This is a genomic window from Arthrobacter sp. 01N442, from assembly GCF_056399345.1.
In genome coordinates, this window is sequence record NZ_JBFTRD010000002.1 from 139288 (window position 1) to 155140 (window position 15853).

The window sequence follows — 15853 nt, forward strand, 5'->3', positions numbered from 1 at the left end:
GTCCCCGCCCGTCCGAGCTCTGCGAGGACGGGCGGGGATGGGGAATAGCACGCGGAGGAATGCCTTTTTCGGCCCCGAACCACGTCACCATTCGCCGTCGAACTTGCTTCTTCTCTAAGGAGAGATTTGAAATGAACAGCTTCACTGACAACTTCACTATCAACGGGGTTACTTTGACCGCGCAGCCGATTTGCCGGCAGGGCGAGGTGCTTACTCCGGACGCGCTGGCGTTTGTTGCCAAGCTGCACCGGGCCACCGCGGAGCGCCGGCAGGAGCTGTTGCAGGCCCGGCAGGAACGCCGCCAGCAGATCAGCAAGGGCCAGGATCCGCGTTTCCTGCCCGAAACCGAGTCCATCCGCAACGATCCGGAGTGGCGCGTGGCTCCCCCGGCACCGGGGCTGACGGACCGGCGGGTGGAGATCACCGGCCCGGTGGATAAGAAGATGACCATCAATGCGCTGAACTCCGGCGCCAAGGTGTGGCTGGCCGACATGGAGGACTCGTCCACGCCGACGTGGCGCAACGTGATCCAGGGCCAGCTGAACCTGACCGATGCGCTGGAGCACCGGATCGACTTCACATCCCCGGAGGGCAAGGAGTACAAGCTCCGCGCTGCCGAGGAACTGCCCACGATCGTGGTCCGTCCCCGCGGCTGGCACCTGCCGGAAAAGCACATGCTCATCGACGGCGCCCCGGTGGCCGGCGGCATCGTGGACTTCGGTCTGTACTTCTTCCACAACGCCCGCCGCCTGATCGCCCAGGGCAAGGGACCGTACTTCTACCTGCCGAAGATCGAAAACCACCTCGAGGCGCGGCTGTGGAACGACATCTTCGTCCTGGCCCAGGACCTGCTGGGCATCCCGCAGGGCACCATCCGCGCCACGGTCCTGATCGAGACCATCACGGCCGCGTTCGAGATGGAGGAGATCCTCTACGAACTGCGCGACCACGCTGCGGGCCTGAACGCCGGCCGCTGGGACTACATCTTCTCGCTGATCAAGAACTTCCGCACCCGCGGCCCGCGCTTCGTGCTCCCGGACCGCGGCCAGGTCACCATGACCCAGCCGTTCATGCGCGCCTACACCGAACAGCTGGTGCGGGCCTGCCACAAACGCGGCGCCATGGCGATCGGCGGCATGGCGGCGGCTGTCCCCAACCGCAAGGACGAGGAAGCGAACGCCATCGCCTTCGAGAAGGTCCGCGCCGACAAGACCCGCGAGGCCGCAGACGGCTTTGACGGCTCCTGGGTGGCCCACCCGGACCTGGTGCCGGTGTGCAGCGAGGTGTTCGACGGCGTCCTCGGCGACCGCCCGAACCAGCTGGACCGGCTCCGCGAGGACGTCACCCCCGACGACCGCGCCCTGATCGACATCTCCTCCACCACGGGGACCATCACCGAACAGGGTGTGCGGAACAACATCGAGGTGGGCATCCGCTACATCGAGTCCTGGCTGCGCGGCAACGGCGCGGTGGCCATCCACAACCTGATGGAGGACGCCGCGACCGCGGAAATCTCCCGCTCGCAGCTGTGGCAGTGGATCTTCTCCCGGGCCATCACGGACGCGGGCGACGTCATCACCCGCGAGTGGGTGGAAGACATGCTGGATGAGGAAGTCGCCAAGCTGGAACGCTTCGAGGGCGACCGTTTCGCAGACGCCCGGGACATCTTCGAGGAGGTCACGCTCGGCAATGAGTTCCCGGCCTTCCTGACGCTGCCGGCCTACGACCGTTTCCTGCACGAAGCCCGCGACGGCGCCAAGACCGCAACCAGCGGCACCCACCTGGTGGCCGTCTAGCCACCTACGCCGGGCCCGGGCGCCACCCAGGCGTCCGGACCCGGCCCCGCCAGAATTCCGTCCGCCGGGCTGCCACGCCCTTCGCAACAGGCTCCCCGAAATCCGGGGCGGCAGCCCGGCAACGGAAAACCCCTTCCGAGCACCCGACATCGGCGTCGAACGGACACTTGAGGCCCATGTTTTCCACAAAACATGGGCCTCAAGTGTTGGCGCGGGCAGCCCCGCGCCGTCGTTTCAGTGCGCCTTCGGGATGTGGCGCAGGGACAACGCGCAGCCCACGATGAATAGGGCCACCGAGCCGAGGATCATCAGCAGCGGCCCGGTCCAGGAACCCGAGATACCGTGCACGTAGCCCAGCAGGGTGGGGGCCGCGGCGCCGAAGCAGTAGCCGGCGCCTTGGACGACGGCGGACATCCGGCCGGCCGAGGCCTGGTCGCGTGCCAGCCGGATGATGGCGATGAAGATCAACGTGATGCCGCCGCCCTGGGCCACGCCGCCGAAAGAGGCCCACAGCCACCACAGCCCGGGGGCCAGCAGGAGCCCCACCGGCACCGTCAGCCACAGCGCGCCCAGGGTGAGTCCGACCGTCGTCGTGCTGGCAAGCCGGGCCACGAGCGGAACGCCCAGGCCGCCAGCGATCGCTAGGATCTGGAACAGCGAGGATCCGGCACCGGCCGCCGACGGCGCCAGGCCGAGTTCGTCGGCGAGGAGGCTCGGCAGCCAGGCGGTAACGCCGTAGTAGGAGAACGCCTGTCCGGCGAAACCCGCCGTCAGCGCCACCGTGATCCAGCGCGATGCGGGCCGTCCCGCCGTCCGGGTCGGGTCCGCCCCCGGGATTGCTTCCGGCCGGAACGAGCTGCTGCCGGCAGCCAACACCCACACTGCGCCGGCCGCGACCGCGAAGAGGGCGCACGCCGCGATCGCCGGACGCCAGCCGAGCATCTCGGCCAATGGAGCCGTAATCATGGACGTGACAAAGGAGCCGATGTTCAGCGTGGCGGTGTAGGTGCCCATGGCAGCGGCCTGTTTCGCCGGGCTGAAGTCCCGCCGGATGATCAACGGGACCACGATGTTGCCGATCGTGATGGCGATACCCAGGATCACGGTGCCGAGCATTACGAGGGCGCCCCCGCCGGCGGAGCGCACCACGACGCCAAGCAGCACGCCCAGCAGGGTCAGCGTGATTGCGAACTCCGGGCCCAGCTTCCGGCCGGTCAGCGAGGCCAGCGGCGCGGCGAGCGCGAAACAGAGCACCGGGATGCCCGTCAGGAAACCGATTTCGACCGGTGAAAACCCGAGGTCGCGCTGCATGTCCCCCACCACCGGCGCGACCGCCACGAACGGCCCGCGCATGTTGAGGGCGATGAGTCCGATCGCGATCATCAGGAGCCCGCCGCGCGGGATCTTCGCCAAGGCGCTCACCCCACGGTCCCCGGGCCGACAGCCGGGCAGAAATATGTTTTCATCAGTCCCATTGCTATCACGCGCCGCTGCGGCCCGCGCCGCACCCGCCGGAACATGACGCACCGGGCTTCACGATAGACAAGCCGCGCGGCCGGCGGACTAGGGTTTTTGGCATGACGCACCACATCCGGAGGGCCACGGCCGCCGACGCCGGTCCGCTGGCCGAACTTGCAGCCATCACCTTCCCGCTCGCCTGCCCGCCGGAGTCCCGGCCGGAAGACATAGCCGCGCACCTCGCAAACACCCTCAGCGAAGGCAATTTCCGCGCCTACCTGAGCGATCCGGATGTCACTGTCCTCGTGCTCGACGCGGAAGGGGCCCTCCGCGGCTACAGCCTGCTCGTGGACCGCCCCACCCAGGATCCGGACGTGTCGGCCGTCCTGGAAGCCGTACCAAGCACCGAGCTCAGCAAGTGCTACGTCCACCCGGACCACCACGGCCTCGGTGCGGCGGCCGAACTCATGCAGGCCAGCATCACAGCGGCGGCGGCTACCGGCGCGCAAGGTCTCTGGCTTGGCGTGAACAGCCAGAACGCACGAGCCATCAGGTTCTACGAGAAGTCCGGCTTCCGAAAAGTCGGCACCAAGTCCTTCAGGTTGGGGACCACCGTGGAGCACGACTTCGTGATGGAACGTCTGCTCGCCCCCTGAGCGCCCCTATCCCGGGAGGCACCCGGAAGGCCCGCCGGGAATGGAGCGGGGCCCGGCCGGGTTGTCGCCAGCATGAAGATTGAGATCTGGTCCGACGTGGCCTGCCCCTGGTGCTACATCGGCAAGCGCCGCTTTGAAACCGCCCTCGCGGCATTCCCGCACCGCGACGCCGTGGAGGTGCAGTGGCGCAGCTTCCAGTTGGACCCCTCGCTGCCGGAGCACTACGACGGCACCGAGCTGGACTACCTGAGCACCCGTAAGGGGATGGCGCCGGAGCAGGTCAGCGGGATGTTCGAGCACGTGGCGGCAATGGCCAGCGCCGAGGGCCTCAACTACCGGTTCGACGACGTCGTGGTGGCCAACAGCTTCACCGCCCACCGGCTGATCCACCTCGCCGCCGCGCACGGTAAGCAGGACGCCGCCAAGGAACGCCTGCTCAGTGACCATTTCGAGCACGGACGCGACATCGGAAACCGCGACTACCTCACCACCTTGGGCCTCGACCTCGGGATCGACGCCGCCGAGCTGGACGAACTGCTCGGCTCGGACAAATACGCCGACGCCGTCCGGCAGGACTTCGCCGAGGCCCGGGCCCTCGGCATCAGCGGCGTGCCGTTCTTCGTCATCGACCGCAAGTACGGCTTCTCCGGCGCCCAGCCCGCGGAAACTTTCACCGCCGCCCTGGAGCAGGCCTGGCAGGAAAGCCACCCGCTGGTGATGGTCGACGCCGGCGCTGCCGCGGCCGGCCAGGACGGCGCGGCGTGCGGCCCGGACGGCTGCGCTGGCTGAATCCGCGGCCGGAGCCTAGGCGGGCTGGGCCAGGGCTGCGTTTGGCCCGAGGCCCAGCGCCGGCCCTCTCCGGACGATCTCCAGCGCCTCGACGTCGAGCAGTTTGCGGGCGCCGGTCCGGGCGTCCAGGATCCAGAACAGCTCCATCAGCGGGATGGTCTGGGTGACCCGCCCGCGGTGAAACAACTTGCCGTTGTGCCAGGCCTCGACTTCGTCCCCCGTGGCCAGTTGCGCGCACGACCGGATCACATTTTCCGTACCCATAGCGATTTCCTCCCCATCGGCGCCCCGCCGTCGGGACTCCGTTGGCACCAGCATGCACGGGCGAGGTTTCGGGGGCGTTTCCGGTGCGTGTTTTTCTTGCGACCCCCGGCCATGGCCTGGGCCTTTTGCGCCTCAGTCCGGATCTTTTTAGTGACAGATCGCGCTAAAGTGTCCGTATGCCTAGGATTTCGGCCGCGAGCAACGCCGCCCAACGAGCCGAGACCCAGCGACGAATCCTGACCGCGTTCGGCGAGCTGCTTTTCACGCACGGGCTGCCCGGCCTGACCATGACCGACGTCGCCCGGCACGCCCGGATCGGCCGCACCGCCGTCTACAACTACTACGCGGACATCGAAGAGCTCCTCATTGCCTACGCCCTGGACGAAACCGAGCGCTTCCTCGTGGAGCTGCGCGATTCCCTGTCCTCGCTGGAGAACCCGGTGGAGCGGCTCGCGCTCTACGTGCGCGCCCAGGTAGCGGACCTAAGCCGGCGCCACCTGCCGCCGGGCCCGGCGATGGGGGCCGTCCTGTCCCCTGCCTCCTTTGCCAAGCTGGCGGACCATGTGGGCGAACTCAGCCTCCTGCTCCAGGACATCCTGCGCGACGGCATGGCGCAGGGTTATCTCCCCGAGGCTGACATCACCCAGCTCGCCCAGCTCATCCACGGAACGCTCTCGTCCAGTGCGGCCCGGGGCGACGGGGCGGGGCCCGACCCGGAAGCGGAGGCGCGGATCACCCGGACGGTGCGCTTCATCCAGCTGGGTGCCGGGGCCAGGTTCGACGACGAGGGCCACCCCCTGCGCCTCGGCGCGTAGCCATGCTCGGCCCGGCCGGTCTGGCCCGGCTAGTCCGGGCATCCGGAGCCCGGGCTGCTTATTGGCGGCTGATCAGGGCTTGGGGCTGACCGGGACGATGGTCGGCACGACGGGCAGGCTGGGGTCCTCGACCACCCGGCGGGTTTCCCGCGGGCAGCTGAGCTTGCCCGGCGTCTGGTCCACGAGCCCCGGCTTTGCCAGCGCCTTGAAGTCACCGGTCAGGATGACGTCCACGGTTGCATCGCTGCGGCCGTCCTGGACGTAGTCCGACCCGGGCACGTTGCGCTGGACGCTGAACGCCGCGGACTGCCCGGCGGCCCCGGACACTACCAGCGCCACCCCCCGGTAGCCGGACTCGGTGTTGCCCACCGCGCCCACCCGAAACTTGCGTGCCACGAAGTCGTTGGCCACCGTCCGGGCCAGACCGGGCCGGCTCGTCGAGTTGTAGACGTTCAGCTTGATCTTCGAGGGCGGCGTGTAGTCGTACGTCGCCCCGGGGCAGAGCGGCGCAGCCGCCTGGCTGCGCTCCGCCGTCGGGAGCTTGATCTGGCCGTTCATGATGGCCAAGGCCACCACAATGGCCGAGGCCACAAGGGCCACCAGAAGCACCAGGACGACGCCGTGAAGAATGCGCCGACGCATCCTTACGGGGTTGTCCAGCTCGTCCTGCTCCGCGAACGTCGCCCGCAAATCGGAGCCAGTGATGACATTGTGGCCGTGCAGGACCGTGAGATCCTTCGGTTTCCTAGCCATTTATCACCAGCACGCGGGCGTGGATCGCGGTGCGCTGGTGCAGTGCGGTGCGGACGGCTCGGTGCAGGCCGTCCTCGAGGTACAGCACGCCGCGGAACTCCACCACGTGCGGGAAGAGGTCGCCGAAGAAGGTTGAGTCCTCGGCCAGGAGCGCCTCGAGGTCAAGGGTGCGTTTGGTGGTGACGAGTTCATCCAGCCGGACCGGGCGCGGCGGCAGCGCCGCCCAGTCCTTGGGCGTATTGAAACCATGGTCAGGGTACGGGCGTCCCTCGCCCACAGCTTTGAAGATCACCATGCAAGCCTATGGAAGATCCCTGGCCAGGGGAATCAAAGAGGCCACGACGCCGGAGGTTGTGGCCAAACAGTGATCATTTGTCATCGCAATATCCCGCCGTGTCACTGCCGTGCGCAGGATTGTCACACCGGCGTCCGCCACTCCCGGGCGCGGGCGTCATAAGACCGCCGCCGGAGGCGAAGTCCAGGTCCGGCTGAGAGAATGGAAGCATGACTGACACCGCGACCTCCGCCCCGGCGCCCTCGGCCCCGCCGCTGGCCCTGCTGCTCGACGTCGACGGCCCGGTGGCGAGTCCCGTCACCCGCACGGTCCAGCCCGGGATCATCGCGGACCTGCTGGCACTCGCGGAGGCAGGAATTCCGGTGATCTTCAACACCGGCCGTTCCGACGCCTTCATCCGCGAGCAGGTCATGGCGCCGATGATCGCCGCGGGAATGCCGGCGGGAATCACCATCCACGCCGTATGCGAGAAGGGCGCCGTCTGGTTCAGCTACACCGCGTCCGGGGCCGGCCAGGTCCACGTGGACCGGGAGCTCGCCATTCCGCAGGCATTCGGGGACGATGTGCGGCGGCTCGTCGCGGAGGACTATTCCACCCACATGTTCTACGACGAGACCAAGCGGGCCATGGTCTCGGTGGAACAGCACATCGCCGTCGCCAATTCCGACTACCGCGAGGAACAGGCGCTCTTCGACGCGGACGCGATGGAACTGATGGGCCGCCACGGCCTCGGGGTGGTGCGGCTGGACCACCACGCCCCAAACAGCGATGACCAGATCGACTACCGCGTCGACCCCACCATCATCTCCACCGACATCGAATCCGTCCGACTCGGCAAGGATCTCGGCGCCAGCCGGGCGGTGGAACTCCTGGCGGCCCAGGGCATCACGCCGCAGGCCTGGCGGACGGTGGGTGATTCGCGCACCGACTACGCCATGGCGGACTGGCTGCACCATAACGACCACCCCGTGAAGCATGTGGACGTCCGCCCAGCCGACGGTATTCCGGTCAAGCCCTACGCAGTCCTGACCGCGGCCGACCTGGGGCTCGGCGCCGAGGTCATCCACGACGACGCCGGGGCTGCCTTCCTGCGTCACTGGCGTACCGCCGTCGCCGGCTGAACGCCCCGCACCGGGCCGTTTTGCGGCCGGGGTTATTATGCAATTAGAGAACCACGCACCACCTACAGCTCGGAGAGTCGACATTACAGACGCATTGATCCAGGACGAGATTTACTACGGCAGCCAGGCGAGCGAGGACAACTACGCCCACGCCGAGGTCACCTCCCCGGCCGCCGTTGCCAGGCTCCGGACCCGCACCGACGTGGTGCGCCGGCACGGCCGGTACGCGCTGATCAATGAGAACCGAACCCCGTACCAGGCCATGGTGGAGGACCTGCTGTTCGTCCGTTCCGTGCTGGACGGAGCGAAGCTGGATTACCTCCTGGTCCGCGGCAACAACGACCGCCCAGTTATCGCCGTTGACTGGAAGAACCGCCGGGAACTCCGGGCCGCCCTGGTCGAGGCCTGCCGGGACGAACCGTTCTACTCCATGACCGTGGACGCCAAGAAGAAGTCCTCCGTGCTGGTAGCCGACGGCGAGCTCTCGCCCAACCGCCAGGCCCGGATTTTCCGCCTGTACCGCCCCCATGTGGAACCCCACGGCGGGCTCGAGTTCGGCGCCTCGGCCGGAGTCCAACTGGAGCTCTGGAGCTTTGAAGGCGACCAGCTGATCCTGCCGATCGAGAACTCGCTGACCCGGCGGACGCTGCTGGCCCAGGACGCCGTGCGCGGCACCGTCGAACGCTATGGCCACACCTGGCCCACGATCGAGAACATGTTCGCGGACCACGCCAGCGACATCAACTTCGACATCGACATCGTCTTCTCATGGGTGGATGGTTCCTCGCCCGAATACATCGCCGCGCGCAAGGCACGGATGGCCGGCGTCGTCGTCGGCGAGGGCGACGACCACGAGGCCCGCTTCCGTCAGATCAACGAGCTGAAATACGCCCTGCGCTCGGTCTACATGTTCGCGCCGTGGATCCGGCGGATCTTCATCGCAACCGACTCCCCCGCGCCCGAATGGCTGGCCGACCACCCCGCCGTAACGATCGTCCGCAGCGAGGAGTTCTTCGCCGACCCCTCGGTGCTGCCGACGCACAACTCCCAGGCCGTCGAATGCCAGCTCCACCACATCGAGGGTCTGTCCGAGCATTTCCTGTATTCTAATGACGACATGTTCTTCGGCCGGGCAGTGCGGCCGGACATGTTCTTCACGCCCGGCGGAATCACCAAGTTCATTGAGGCGGAGACGCGCATCGGCCTGGGCGACAACGACGCCGAGCGGAGCGGCTTTGAAAATGCTGCGCGGGTGAACCGCAAGCTCCTCTGGGACCGGTTCGGGAGGATCACCACCCGGCACTTGGAGCACACCGCAGCCCCGCTCCGGCGCAGCGTTGTGGCGCAAATGGAGGAGGAGTTCCCGGCCGAGTTTGCGAAGACGGCCGCCAGCCGCTTCCGGGCCGCGGACAACATCTCCGTGACGAATTCGTTCTACCACTACTACGCCCTGCTGACCGGCTTGGCCGTTACGCAGACCGCTGCCAAGGTCCGGTACGTGGACACGACGGCCCGGGCAGGCCTGAACTACCTGCCCAAGCTGCTCTCCAAGCGGAACATGGATTTCTTCTGCCTCAACGACGGAAGCTTTCCGGAGGTACCGGCCGAGGAACGCGCGGAGCTGGTGACCGATTTCCTGGAGAAGTATTTCCCGATCAAGGCCCCCTGGGAGAAGTAGCGGCGGAGATCGCGGCCGCTAGCCCGCCTAGTTCCGCGTGGTGATCCGGCGGTGGCCGGGCGCCTGCGCCGGATCCTCAAGCCGAGCCTGGCGCGGATACCGGATGCCGGCGGCGGTGATGCGCCGTTGGGCCTCCTCCGCCGTGACGTATTCGCCCACCGCGGGCAGGGTGTCGCCCACCTGCACCACCGAGTGCACAATCGTGTGCTCGTAAACGTGGACGAGGTTGAAGGACTGCCCGCTGTCCCGCCCGCGGCTGCCGCCGACGGGGACGTTCAGGTCCTGGGTGTAGCAGGTGGCGGACGCGACCGAAACCGGGATGCCGGCGAACATCGCCGTCGTTGAATAATGCAGGTGGCCGCCCAGGATGGTGCGCACGTCCGAGTTCCGGAGAACACCGGCCAGCGCGGCCTGTCCGCGCAGTTCCACCAGCACGGCCAGATCCAGCACCGAGGGTACCGGCGGGTGGTGCAGGGCCAGGATGGTGCCGTCGGGGGCCGGGGTGGAGAGCTCCGCGGCCAGCCACTCCAGCTGCTCGGCACTCAGTTCGCCGTGGTGGAACCCGGGCACCGAGGTGTCCAGCGTGATGATCCGCAGGCCGTTGATGAAGTAGCTATGGTCCACGGGGGCGTCGTCCGCCGGCTGCTCCAGGAGCCTGGTCCGGAAGTTGGCCCGGTCGTCGTGGTTGCCCATCGCCCAGATGACCTTGGCTCCCATCGCCCTGCAGGCAGGTTCCACGATGGCGAGCAGCTTCGAATAGGCCTCAGCCTCGCCGCGGTCCGCCAGGTCGCCGGTAAAAATCACGGCTTCGGGGCGCGCGCCGGAAGCGAGGACCTGATCGAAAACTTGTCTGAGCCGGGAGTCGGCGTCCACCGCCCCGTGCAGGGGATCCGTGCCGCCGAGCAAATGCGAATCACTCAAGTGGAGTAGGAAATGACGCGGCCGGGGGTGCTCGGCCTCGATGAGTTCCATTGCAAACCTCCCTGGTTGGGTGGCGGCAGTGCCTCCAGCGTCCCTCTCAGTAATCTCTATCCAACCAGACATTCGGCCAACAATGTGCAAACCCCAGTAGGCATATTTGAAAAAAGGCACAAATCGAGTAGACCGGCGGACACATACGGGCTTACGTATATGCCGGATGTGTCCGCCGGAAAGTGGATTACTCGTATGCCGTGCGGCTAGCTCAGGTAGCCGTTCGGGTTGAGCACGTACTTCGTGGCGGCGCCGGCGTCGAATTCGGCGTAGCCCTTCGGTGCGTCCTCCAGGGAGATCGCCTTGGCGTTGACGTTTTTGGCGATGCTGACCCTGTCATGCAGGATCGCCATCATTAGGCCGCGGTTGTACTTCATCACGGGACACTGGCCGGTGGTGAAGCTCAGCGATTTGGCCCAGCCGGTACCCAGGCTGAGCGAGAGTGCGCCCTTCTTGGCCGCCTCGTCGACGCCGCCCGGGTCGCCCGTCACGTAGAGCCCGGGAATGCCGAGCGCCCCGCCGGCCGCCGTCAGTTCCATAAGGGAATTCAGCACGGTCGCCGGCGCCTCCTTGGCGTCATGGCCGTGCCCCTTGGCTTCGAAGCCGACGGCATCGACGCCGCAGTCGACCTCGGGCACGCCCAGGATCTGCTCTATCTGCTCGGCGGGCCCGCCCTTGGACAGGTCCACCGTCTCGCAGCCGAAGGAGCGTGCCTGCTTCAGCCGGTCCTCGTTCATGTCACCAACAATGACGACCGCCGCACCCAGCAGCTGCGCGCTGGTGGCAGCGGCCAGGCCCACGGGCCCGGCCCCTGCGACGTAGACAGTGGAGCCCACGCCGACGCCGGCGGTCACAGCGCCGTGGAAGCCGGTCGGGAAGATGTCCGAGAGCATGGTCAAGTCCATGATCTTCTCGAGGGCCTGGTCCTTGTCCGGGAACTTCAACAGGTTCCAATCCGCATACGGAACCAGGACGTAGTTGGCCTGGCCGCCGACCCAGCCGCCCATGTCCACGTACCCGTAGGCGCTGCCCGGCCGGTCGGGGTTGACGTTCAGGCAGATGCCGGTCTTGCGCTCCTTGCAGTTCCGGCAGCGTCCGCAGGCGATGTTGAAGGGGACTGAACAGATGTCCCCCACCTTGATGAATTCGACGTCCGGGCCGACTTCCACGACCTCGCCGGTGATCTCATGGCCGAGCACCAGGTCGGCGGGGGCGGTGGTGCGGCCGCGGACCATGTGCTGGTCCGAGCCGCAAATGTTCGTGGCAACGGTTTTGAGGATTACGCCATGGCGCACCGACCGGCCCACGTTGGCGGGGTTGACCCCCGGGCCGTCTTTAAGTTCGAAGGTGGGGTAGTCAATGTCGATCAGTTCGACTTTTCCTGGCCCTTTGTAGGCAACGGCTTTGTTTCCTGTCATCACTTTCCTCCTGGTTTCACGGACCCCAATGTTGAGTGCCCAGTTGTGATTCACGAAGCATTCTGATGCGCCCTCCACGGGGCCGGGTCGGCTGCACTGCCGACGGCAGGCGCGTTTGCGCCGCAGGTAAGCCCGGAATGTCGGAGGGTTTCGCCAGTCTAGGCCGGAAGCATGCTTAGGGGTAGGGCCCCTTGTGCCCTTGCGTTACCGTCGGCTGTCCCAATAGGGACGGGACCGGGCAAACGGTAGGCAGCGAAGGCCGCTGAAGGCCGCTGAGGCCGTGGTTCAGCCGAGCGCCTGCCGGACTGCCTCGATGACCTCGGGTGAGTCCGGCTCCACGGTGGGTGCGAAGCGGGCCACAATTTCGCCGTCGCGGTTCACCAGGAACTTCTCGAAGTTCCATTTCACCAAGCCCGGCAGGAGGCCGTTCTTGAACTTTGTCAGCTGCGCATAGAGCGGGTGCTGGTTCTTGCCGCGGACGTTGGCCTTCGTAGTCAGCGGGAACGTGACGCCGAAGTTGCGTTCGCAAAACTCGGCGATTTCGGCGTCGGCGCCAGGTTCCTGGCCAGCGAACTGGTTGCAGGGGACGCCGAGGACGGTGAAGCCCTCGTCACGGAACTTGTTGTGAAGCGCCTCCAGGCCGGCGTACTGGGGCGTGAAACCACACTGGGAGGCCACGTTCACCACCAGCACCACCTGGCCCCGGAACCGGCCAAATTCCGTTTGGGTGCCGTCGTTGAGCGTCAGCGGGATGGAGTGCAGGGATGTCATGGGTGGTTTTCCTCGCGGGCTTGGGGGCAGGAACAGTTGACGATGGTGATTCGGCACCAAGGCGCCCGGGTATGGGTACGGCTGCCGCACTGCGGCGTCGGAGTGGCTACGACGTCGGGCCGGTGGCGAGTTACGGTGTCGGGCCGGTGGCGAGCCCGAGGCCGCCAGTCGGCTCGGTGGCAGCCGTCTCCTGCGGGACGGCGGGAGAGGTGGGCGTCGGAGCGGGGGCGACGGGGGCCGACGCCGGGTCTGTCGCGGCGGGGGCCGGCGCTGGCGTGGCGGTCGGTGTGGGAGCCGGAGTCGGGGTCGGCGTCGGCGTCGGCGTCACCGCTGGTGCGGGCGGCACGGCTGGATCCGACGGGACCGCGGGCGTGGGCGTGGGGGTGGGTGTGGGCGTCGTCGTTGGCGCGGGAATCGGCGTCGGGGTCGGGCTCGGCGTCGGGATAGCGTGCGGGGAGGACGTCGCGGTCGGTGACGGCTTGGCCGAGGGACCGCCGGGATGCCCGGGCACAGGCTTTTCCTGCACGCCGCCGGTGACCGCCTGGGTGTGATCTTTCGCCACCGGAACCGCCCAGTCCGCGCCGGAGCTTCCCGGGCTGCCGGCACCGGACTTCCCCGCACCCGGGGCGTAGCTGACCATCGGGATGTCCTCAAGCCGGTCCACCTGCCGGGTCGGAAGGAACTTCCAGTCCAAGGGGTTGGTGTGGGAGCCGTTCAGGATCGTTTCGAAGTGCAGGTGGCAGCCCGTGGACGAGCCCGTGGTGCCTACCTTGGCGATGACCTCGTCCACGGCCACCGACTCGCCCTTCTTCACGGCAATGCCCTGAAGGTGGTTGTAGGTGGTGATCAAGCCGTTTCCGTGGTCGATTTCCACCCGGTTCCCGCCGCCCCAGGGATGCCATCCCACCGCACGGACCACCCCGGCATCGGCCGAATACACCCGGGTTCCGCACGGGGCGGCGAAATCCTGGCCCCAGTGGAACTCCCCGGCGGTTCCGGTCAGGGGGCTGGTGCGCAGCCCGAACGGGGACGACTCAAAGAGCCTTTCGAGGGGTGCCATCAGGAAGCCCTTGGGCGGGCGCGAGAGCCCTGCCGACGCGACCCGGAGCTCGACGTCGCCGTCCTTGGACGTGGTTTGGACCGTGGTCCGGGAGAAGGAAACGAGAGCGTGCCGGTCTGCGGTCAGCGCTGATGTCCCCCGGCCGGCACCTCCCGGATCGCCGGGCACCCCACTTCCGCGGTACAGCAAACCCGGTCCGGGAGTGCCTGTTGCGAGCGAAGGCTGCGACGCGGGACCGGATACGGCGAGGGGGGGTTCCGGGGGGCCAAAAACCAGCAGGGCGAGGGCAAGTCCGGTGACAGCCGCCAGCGAGCGCGGCACAAGACCCAAGGGCCTGGCCTGTCCACTCGATGAGTTTCCCCAATGTTTTCCCACGATGCGACTCCTGCGAATCTGTCCGCCAGGCCCAAGCTCGTCGGACCCACCCCCTATGTGAACACACTCGGCCGGGCCTGTGAACCTCCAAACTGCCCGGGTTCGCGGGCGTTCGGACCAATTCCGCGTCAGCGTCGGGCGGACAGCGGCGCGTCCCAGTAGCCCCGCCGGGAAAACAGGTACCAGCCCCGCACCGGCCGGGTAAGAATAGGGGGTATGCGCAATGTCCTCAGGGAATGGCAAGTCGAACTCAAACAGACGTTCACCGGAACGCGGGACGCGGTCCCGGAGTGGGTGGGACACCTCGCTGAGGGAGACGACGCGGGCTTCCACCTGCCAGGTTCCGCCGTCTGGGCCGTGCACGGGGACATGCCGACGATCGTGGCCGGTATCCGCGCTTTGCTCATGCAGGCACTGCACCCGGGCGCACTGGCCGGGGTGCACGACCATTCCCGCTTCCGCGAGGACCCCCTAGGCCGGCTGGCCGGGACCATCCGCTGGATTTTCACCGTCACCTACGGGTCAACGGGGGCTGCCCGCGCCGCGTCGGGGTGGGTGTTGCGGCTGCACGAGTCGGTGCGCGGGGAATACACCGACGGCCACGGCGCGCTCCGGCAGTACGCGGCGAACGACCCGGAGCTGCTCCGCTGGGTGCACATCGCCTTCACCGACGCGTTCCTGTCCGCGCACAAGCTCTGGGGCCGGCCGATTCCGGGCGGCCCGGACGCTTACGTCCGCGAGTGGGCGCAGGCGGGGACGCTGATGGGCGTCGAGGAGCCGCCGCTGAGCGAGGCGGACATGCGCCGGCAACTCGACCGCTGGTACGACGACGGCGAACTCGCCTCGGGCGCCAAGGTTGCCGAAACCGTGGCGTTCATCCGGGATCCCCCGCTCCATCCCGCGCTCAGGCCCGGCTACCGGGTGCTCTTCGCGGCGGCGGTGGCCAGCTTGGAGCCTAAATACCGGGAGATGCTGGGGCTGCGGACCGCGAGGCTGGGTCCAATTCCGTTGCCAGTGAAGCTTGCGACGAGACTCACCCTGGGCGTCGTCCACCTGGCCCTGGGCAGGGTGGGCCCGAGCGAGCAGGCCGCACGTGCACGGCTCCGGCGCCTGGGGTACGCGGGCTAGGCGAGCCGGCGGGGGTTTGGGGGCGGGCCCACGGTGCGGCGGGGTGTGCCCGGAACGCAAAAAGGCCCCGGTCCAATGGACCGGGGCCAAACGCGGAGAATGGGGGATTTGAACCCCCGAGGGCGTTAACCCAACACGCGTTCCAGGCGTGCGCCATAGGCCGCTAGGCGAATTCTCCAGTTGCTTCTGAATCAAAAGCAGATACTAGACTACCTGAACTTCCCCGCTTCGCCCAATTGATCCCCCCGCCCGGCCCCCAACGGACATGCTCCACGCTCAGATCCCGCGACGGACATAGCCCCACTATGCCCACTCCCCGGCCCGAAAAATGGGCATGTCCCACCGCGGCCAAGCGGGCCAAACCCCGGATTCGGGCCAGGCCGGATCGTCGGGTAAACTAATCGACGGCCCCTCATGTGGCGTCATCCTGTTGAACTCCCCCAGGACCGGAAGGTAGCAAGGGTAAATGGGCTCTGGCGGGTGCATGGGGGGTCTTTTATGTCT

The 15853-nt window shown here is 67.4% G+C and carries 15 protein-coding genes, 1 tRNA gene and 1 other RNA gene; 8 read left to right on the plus strand and 9 right to left on the minus strand.

All coding sequences use genetic code 11. The features are described 5' to 3' along the window. Positions 1-131: 131 nt before the first annotated feature. The gene (gene aceB / locus AC1DNC_RS02985) at positions 132-1796 is read left to right on the plus strand and encodes a malate synthase A (protein WP_476861080.1); all 1665 of its coding nucleotides are present in this window, start codon (positions 132-134) and stop codon (positions 1794-1796) included. A 234-nt stretch (positions 1797-2030) separates the two neighbouring features. Here aceB and AC1DNC_RS02990 read toward each other — a convergent pair whose 3' ends face one another. Beyond that, positions 2031-3179, minus strand: a complete 1149-nt coding sequence (locus tag AC1DNC_RS02990) for an MFS transporter (RefSeq protein ID WP_476861578.1) — start codon at positions 3177-3179, stop codon at positions 2031-2033. A gap of 194 nt (positions 3180-3373) precedes the next feature. Here AC1DNC_RS02990 and AC1DNC_RS02995 point away from each other — a divergent pair, with 194 nt between their 5' ends. Together AC1DNC_RS02995 and AC1DNC_RS03000 are read left to right on the plus strand one after the other, a co-directional pair. Further along, positions 3374-3910, plus strand: coding sequence for an N-acetyltransferase family protein (locus AC1DNC_RS02995; protein WP_476861081.1), 537 nt, complete (start codon positions 3374-3376; stop codon positions 3908-3910). A gap of 72 nt (positions 3911-3982) precedes the next feature. Continuing rightward, positions 3983-4699 (plus strand): DsbA family oxidoreductase, encoded by a 717-nt coding sequence (locus AC1DNC_RS03000; RefSeq protein ID WP_476861082.1) that lies wholly within the window; start codon positions 3983-3985, stop codon positions 4697-4699. 15 nt (positions 4700-4714) lie between these two features. Here AC1DNC_RS03000 and AC1DNC_RS03005 read toward each other — a convergent pair whose 3' ends face one another. Beyond that, positions 4715-4963 carry a hypothetical protein gene (locus AC1DNC_RS03005; RefSeq protein WP_476861083.1) on the minus strand — a complete coding sequence of 83 codons (249 nt, stop codon included), beginning with the start codon at positions 4961-4963 and terminating at the stop codon, positions 4715-4717. Between the two features lie 176 nt (positions 4964-5139). On the opposite strand from AC1DNC_RS03005, the gene AC1DNC_RS03010 reads away from it, so the two are divergent. Next, positions 5140-5778, plus strand: a complete 639-nt coding sequence (locus AC1DNC_RS03010) for a TetR/AcrR family transcriptional regulator (protein WP_476861084.1) — start codon at positions 5140-5142, stop codon at positions 5776-5778. Positions 5779-5850: 72 nt separating this feature from the next. Here AC1DNC_RS03010 and AC1DNC_RS03015 read toward each other — a convergent pair whose 3' ends face one another. Together AC1DNC_RS03015 and AC1DNC_RS03020 are read right to left on the minus strand one after the other, a co-directional pair. Continuing rightward, entirely contained in the window at positions 5851-6531 is a 681-nt protein-coding gene (locus tag AC1DNC_RS03015) for a LytR C-terminal domain-containing protein (protein WP_476861085.1), read from the minus strand. Continuing rightward, on the minus strand, positions 6524-6823 hold the full coding sequence (locus AC1DNC_RS03020; RefSeq protein ID WP_175322235.1) for a type II toxin-antitoxin system VapB family antitoxin: 300 nt from the start codon (positions 6821-6823) through the stop codon (positions 6524-6526). The genes AC1DNC_RS03015 and AC1DNC_RS03020 overlap by 8 nt, the downstream gene beginning before the upstream one ends. A 212-nt stretch (positions 6824-7035) precedes the next feature. Here AC1DNC_RS03020 and AC1DNC_RS03025 point away from each other — a divergent pair, with 212 nt between their 5' ends. Continuing rightward, the gene (locus AC1DNC_RS03025; protein WP_476861086.1) at positions 7036-7947 is read left to right on the plus strand and encodes an HAD family hydrolase; all 912 of its coding nucleotides are present in this window, start codon (positions 7036-7038) and stop codon (positions 7945-7947) included. 37 nt (positions 7948-7984) lie between these two features. After that, positions 7985-9625 (plus strand): stealth family protein, encoded by a 1641-nt coding sequence (locus AC1DNC_RS03030; RefSeq protein ID WP_476861087.1) that lies wholly within the window; start codon positions 7985-7987, stop codon positions 9623-9625. 27 nt (positions 9626-9652) lie between these two features. On the opposite strand, the gene AC1DNC_RS03035 is transcribed toward AC1DNC_RS03030, so the two are convergent. The 4 genes from AC1DNC_RS03035 to AC1DNC_RS03050 all read right to left on the minus strand — a co-directional run bounded on the left by AC1DNC_RS03035 (position 9653) and on the right by AC1DNC_RS03050 (position 14014). Continuing rightward, positions 9653-10597 (minus strand): phosphodiesterase, encoded by a 945-nt coding sequence (locus AC1DNC_RS03035; protein WP_476861088.1) that lies wholly within the window; start codon positions 10595-10597, stop codon positions 9653-9655. A 206-nt stretch (positions 10598-10803) separates the two neighbouring features. Continuing rightward, a complete protein-coding gene (gene fdhA, locus AC1DNC_RS03040; protein WP_476861089.1) occupies positions 10804-12015 on the minus strand; it encodes a formaldehyde dehydrogenase, glutathione-independent in 1212 nt (403 codons plus the stop codon). Positions 12016-12300: 285 nt separating this feature from the next. Next, positions 12301-12786, minus strand: coding sequence for a glutathione peroxidase (locus tag AC1DNC_RS03045; RefSeq protein WP_476861090.1), 486 nt, complete (start codon positions 12784-12786; stop codon positions 12301-12303). A gap of 130 nt (positions 12787-12916) precedes the next feature. Further along, positions 12917-14014, minus strand: a complete 1098-nt coding sequence (locus AC1DNC_RS03050) for a M23 family metallopeptidase (RefSeq protein ID WP_476861091.1) — start codon at positions 14012-14014, stop codon at positions 12917-12919. Positions 14015-14437: 423 nt separating this feature from the next. Between AC1DNC_RS03050 and AC1DNC_RS03055 the strand changes: the two genes are divergently transcribed. Further along, entirely contained in the window at positions 14438-15349 is a 912-nt protein-coding gene (locus AC1DNC_RS03055; RefSeq protein WP_476861092.1) for an oxygenase MpaB family protein, read from the plus strand. Positions 15350-15442: 93 nt separating this feature from the next. On the opposite strand, the gene AC1DNC_RS03060 is transcribed toward AC1DNC_RS03055, so the two are convergent. Then, positions 15443-15527: transfer RNA gene (locus AC1DNC_RS03060), tRNA-Ser, on the minus strand. A gap of 225 nt (positions 15528-15752) precedes the next feature. On the opposite strand from AC1DNC_RS03060, the gene ffs reads away from it, so the two are divergent. Next, positions 15753-15849: signal recognition particle sRNA small type (gene ffs, locus AC1DNC_RS03065), an RNA gene on the plus strand. Positions 15850-15853: the final 4 nt, after the last annotated feature.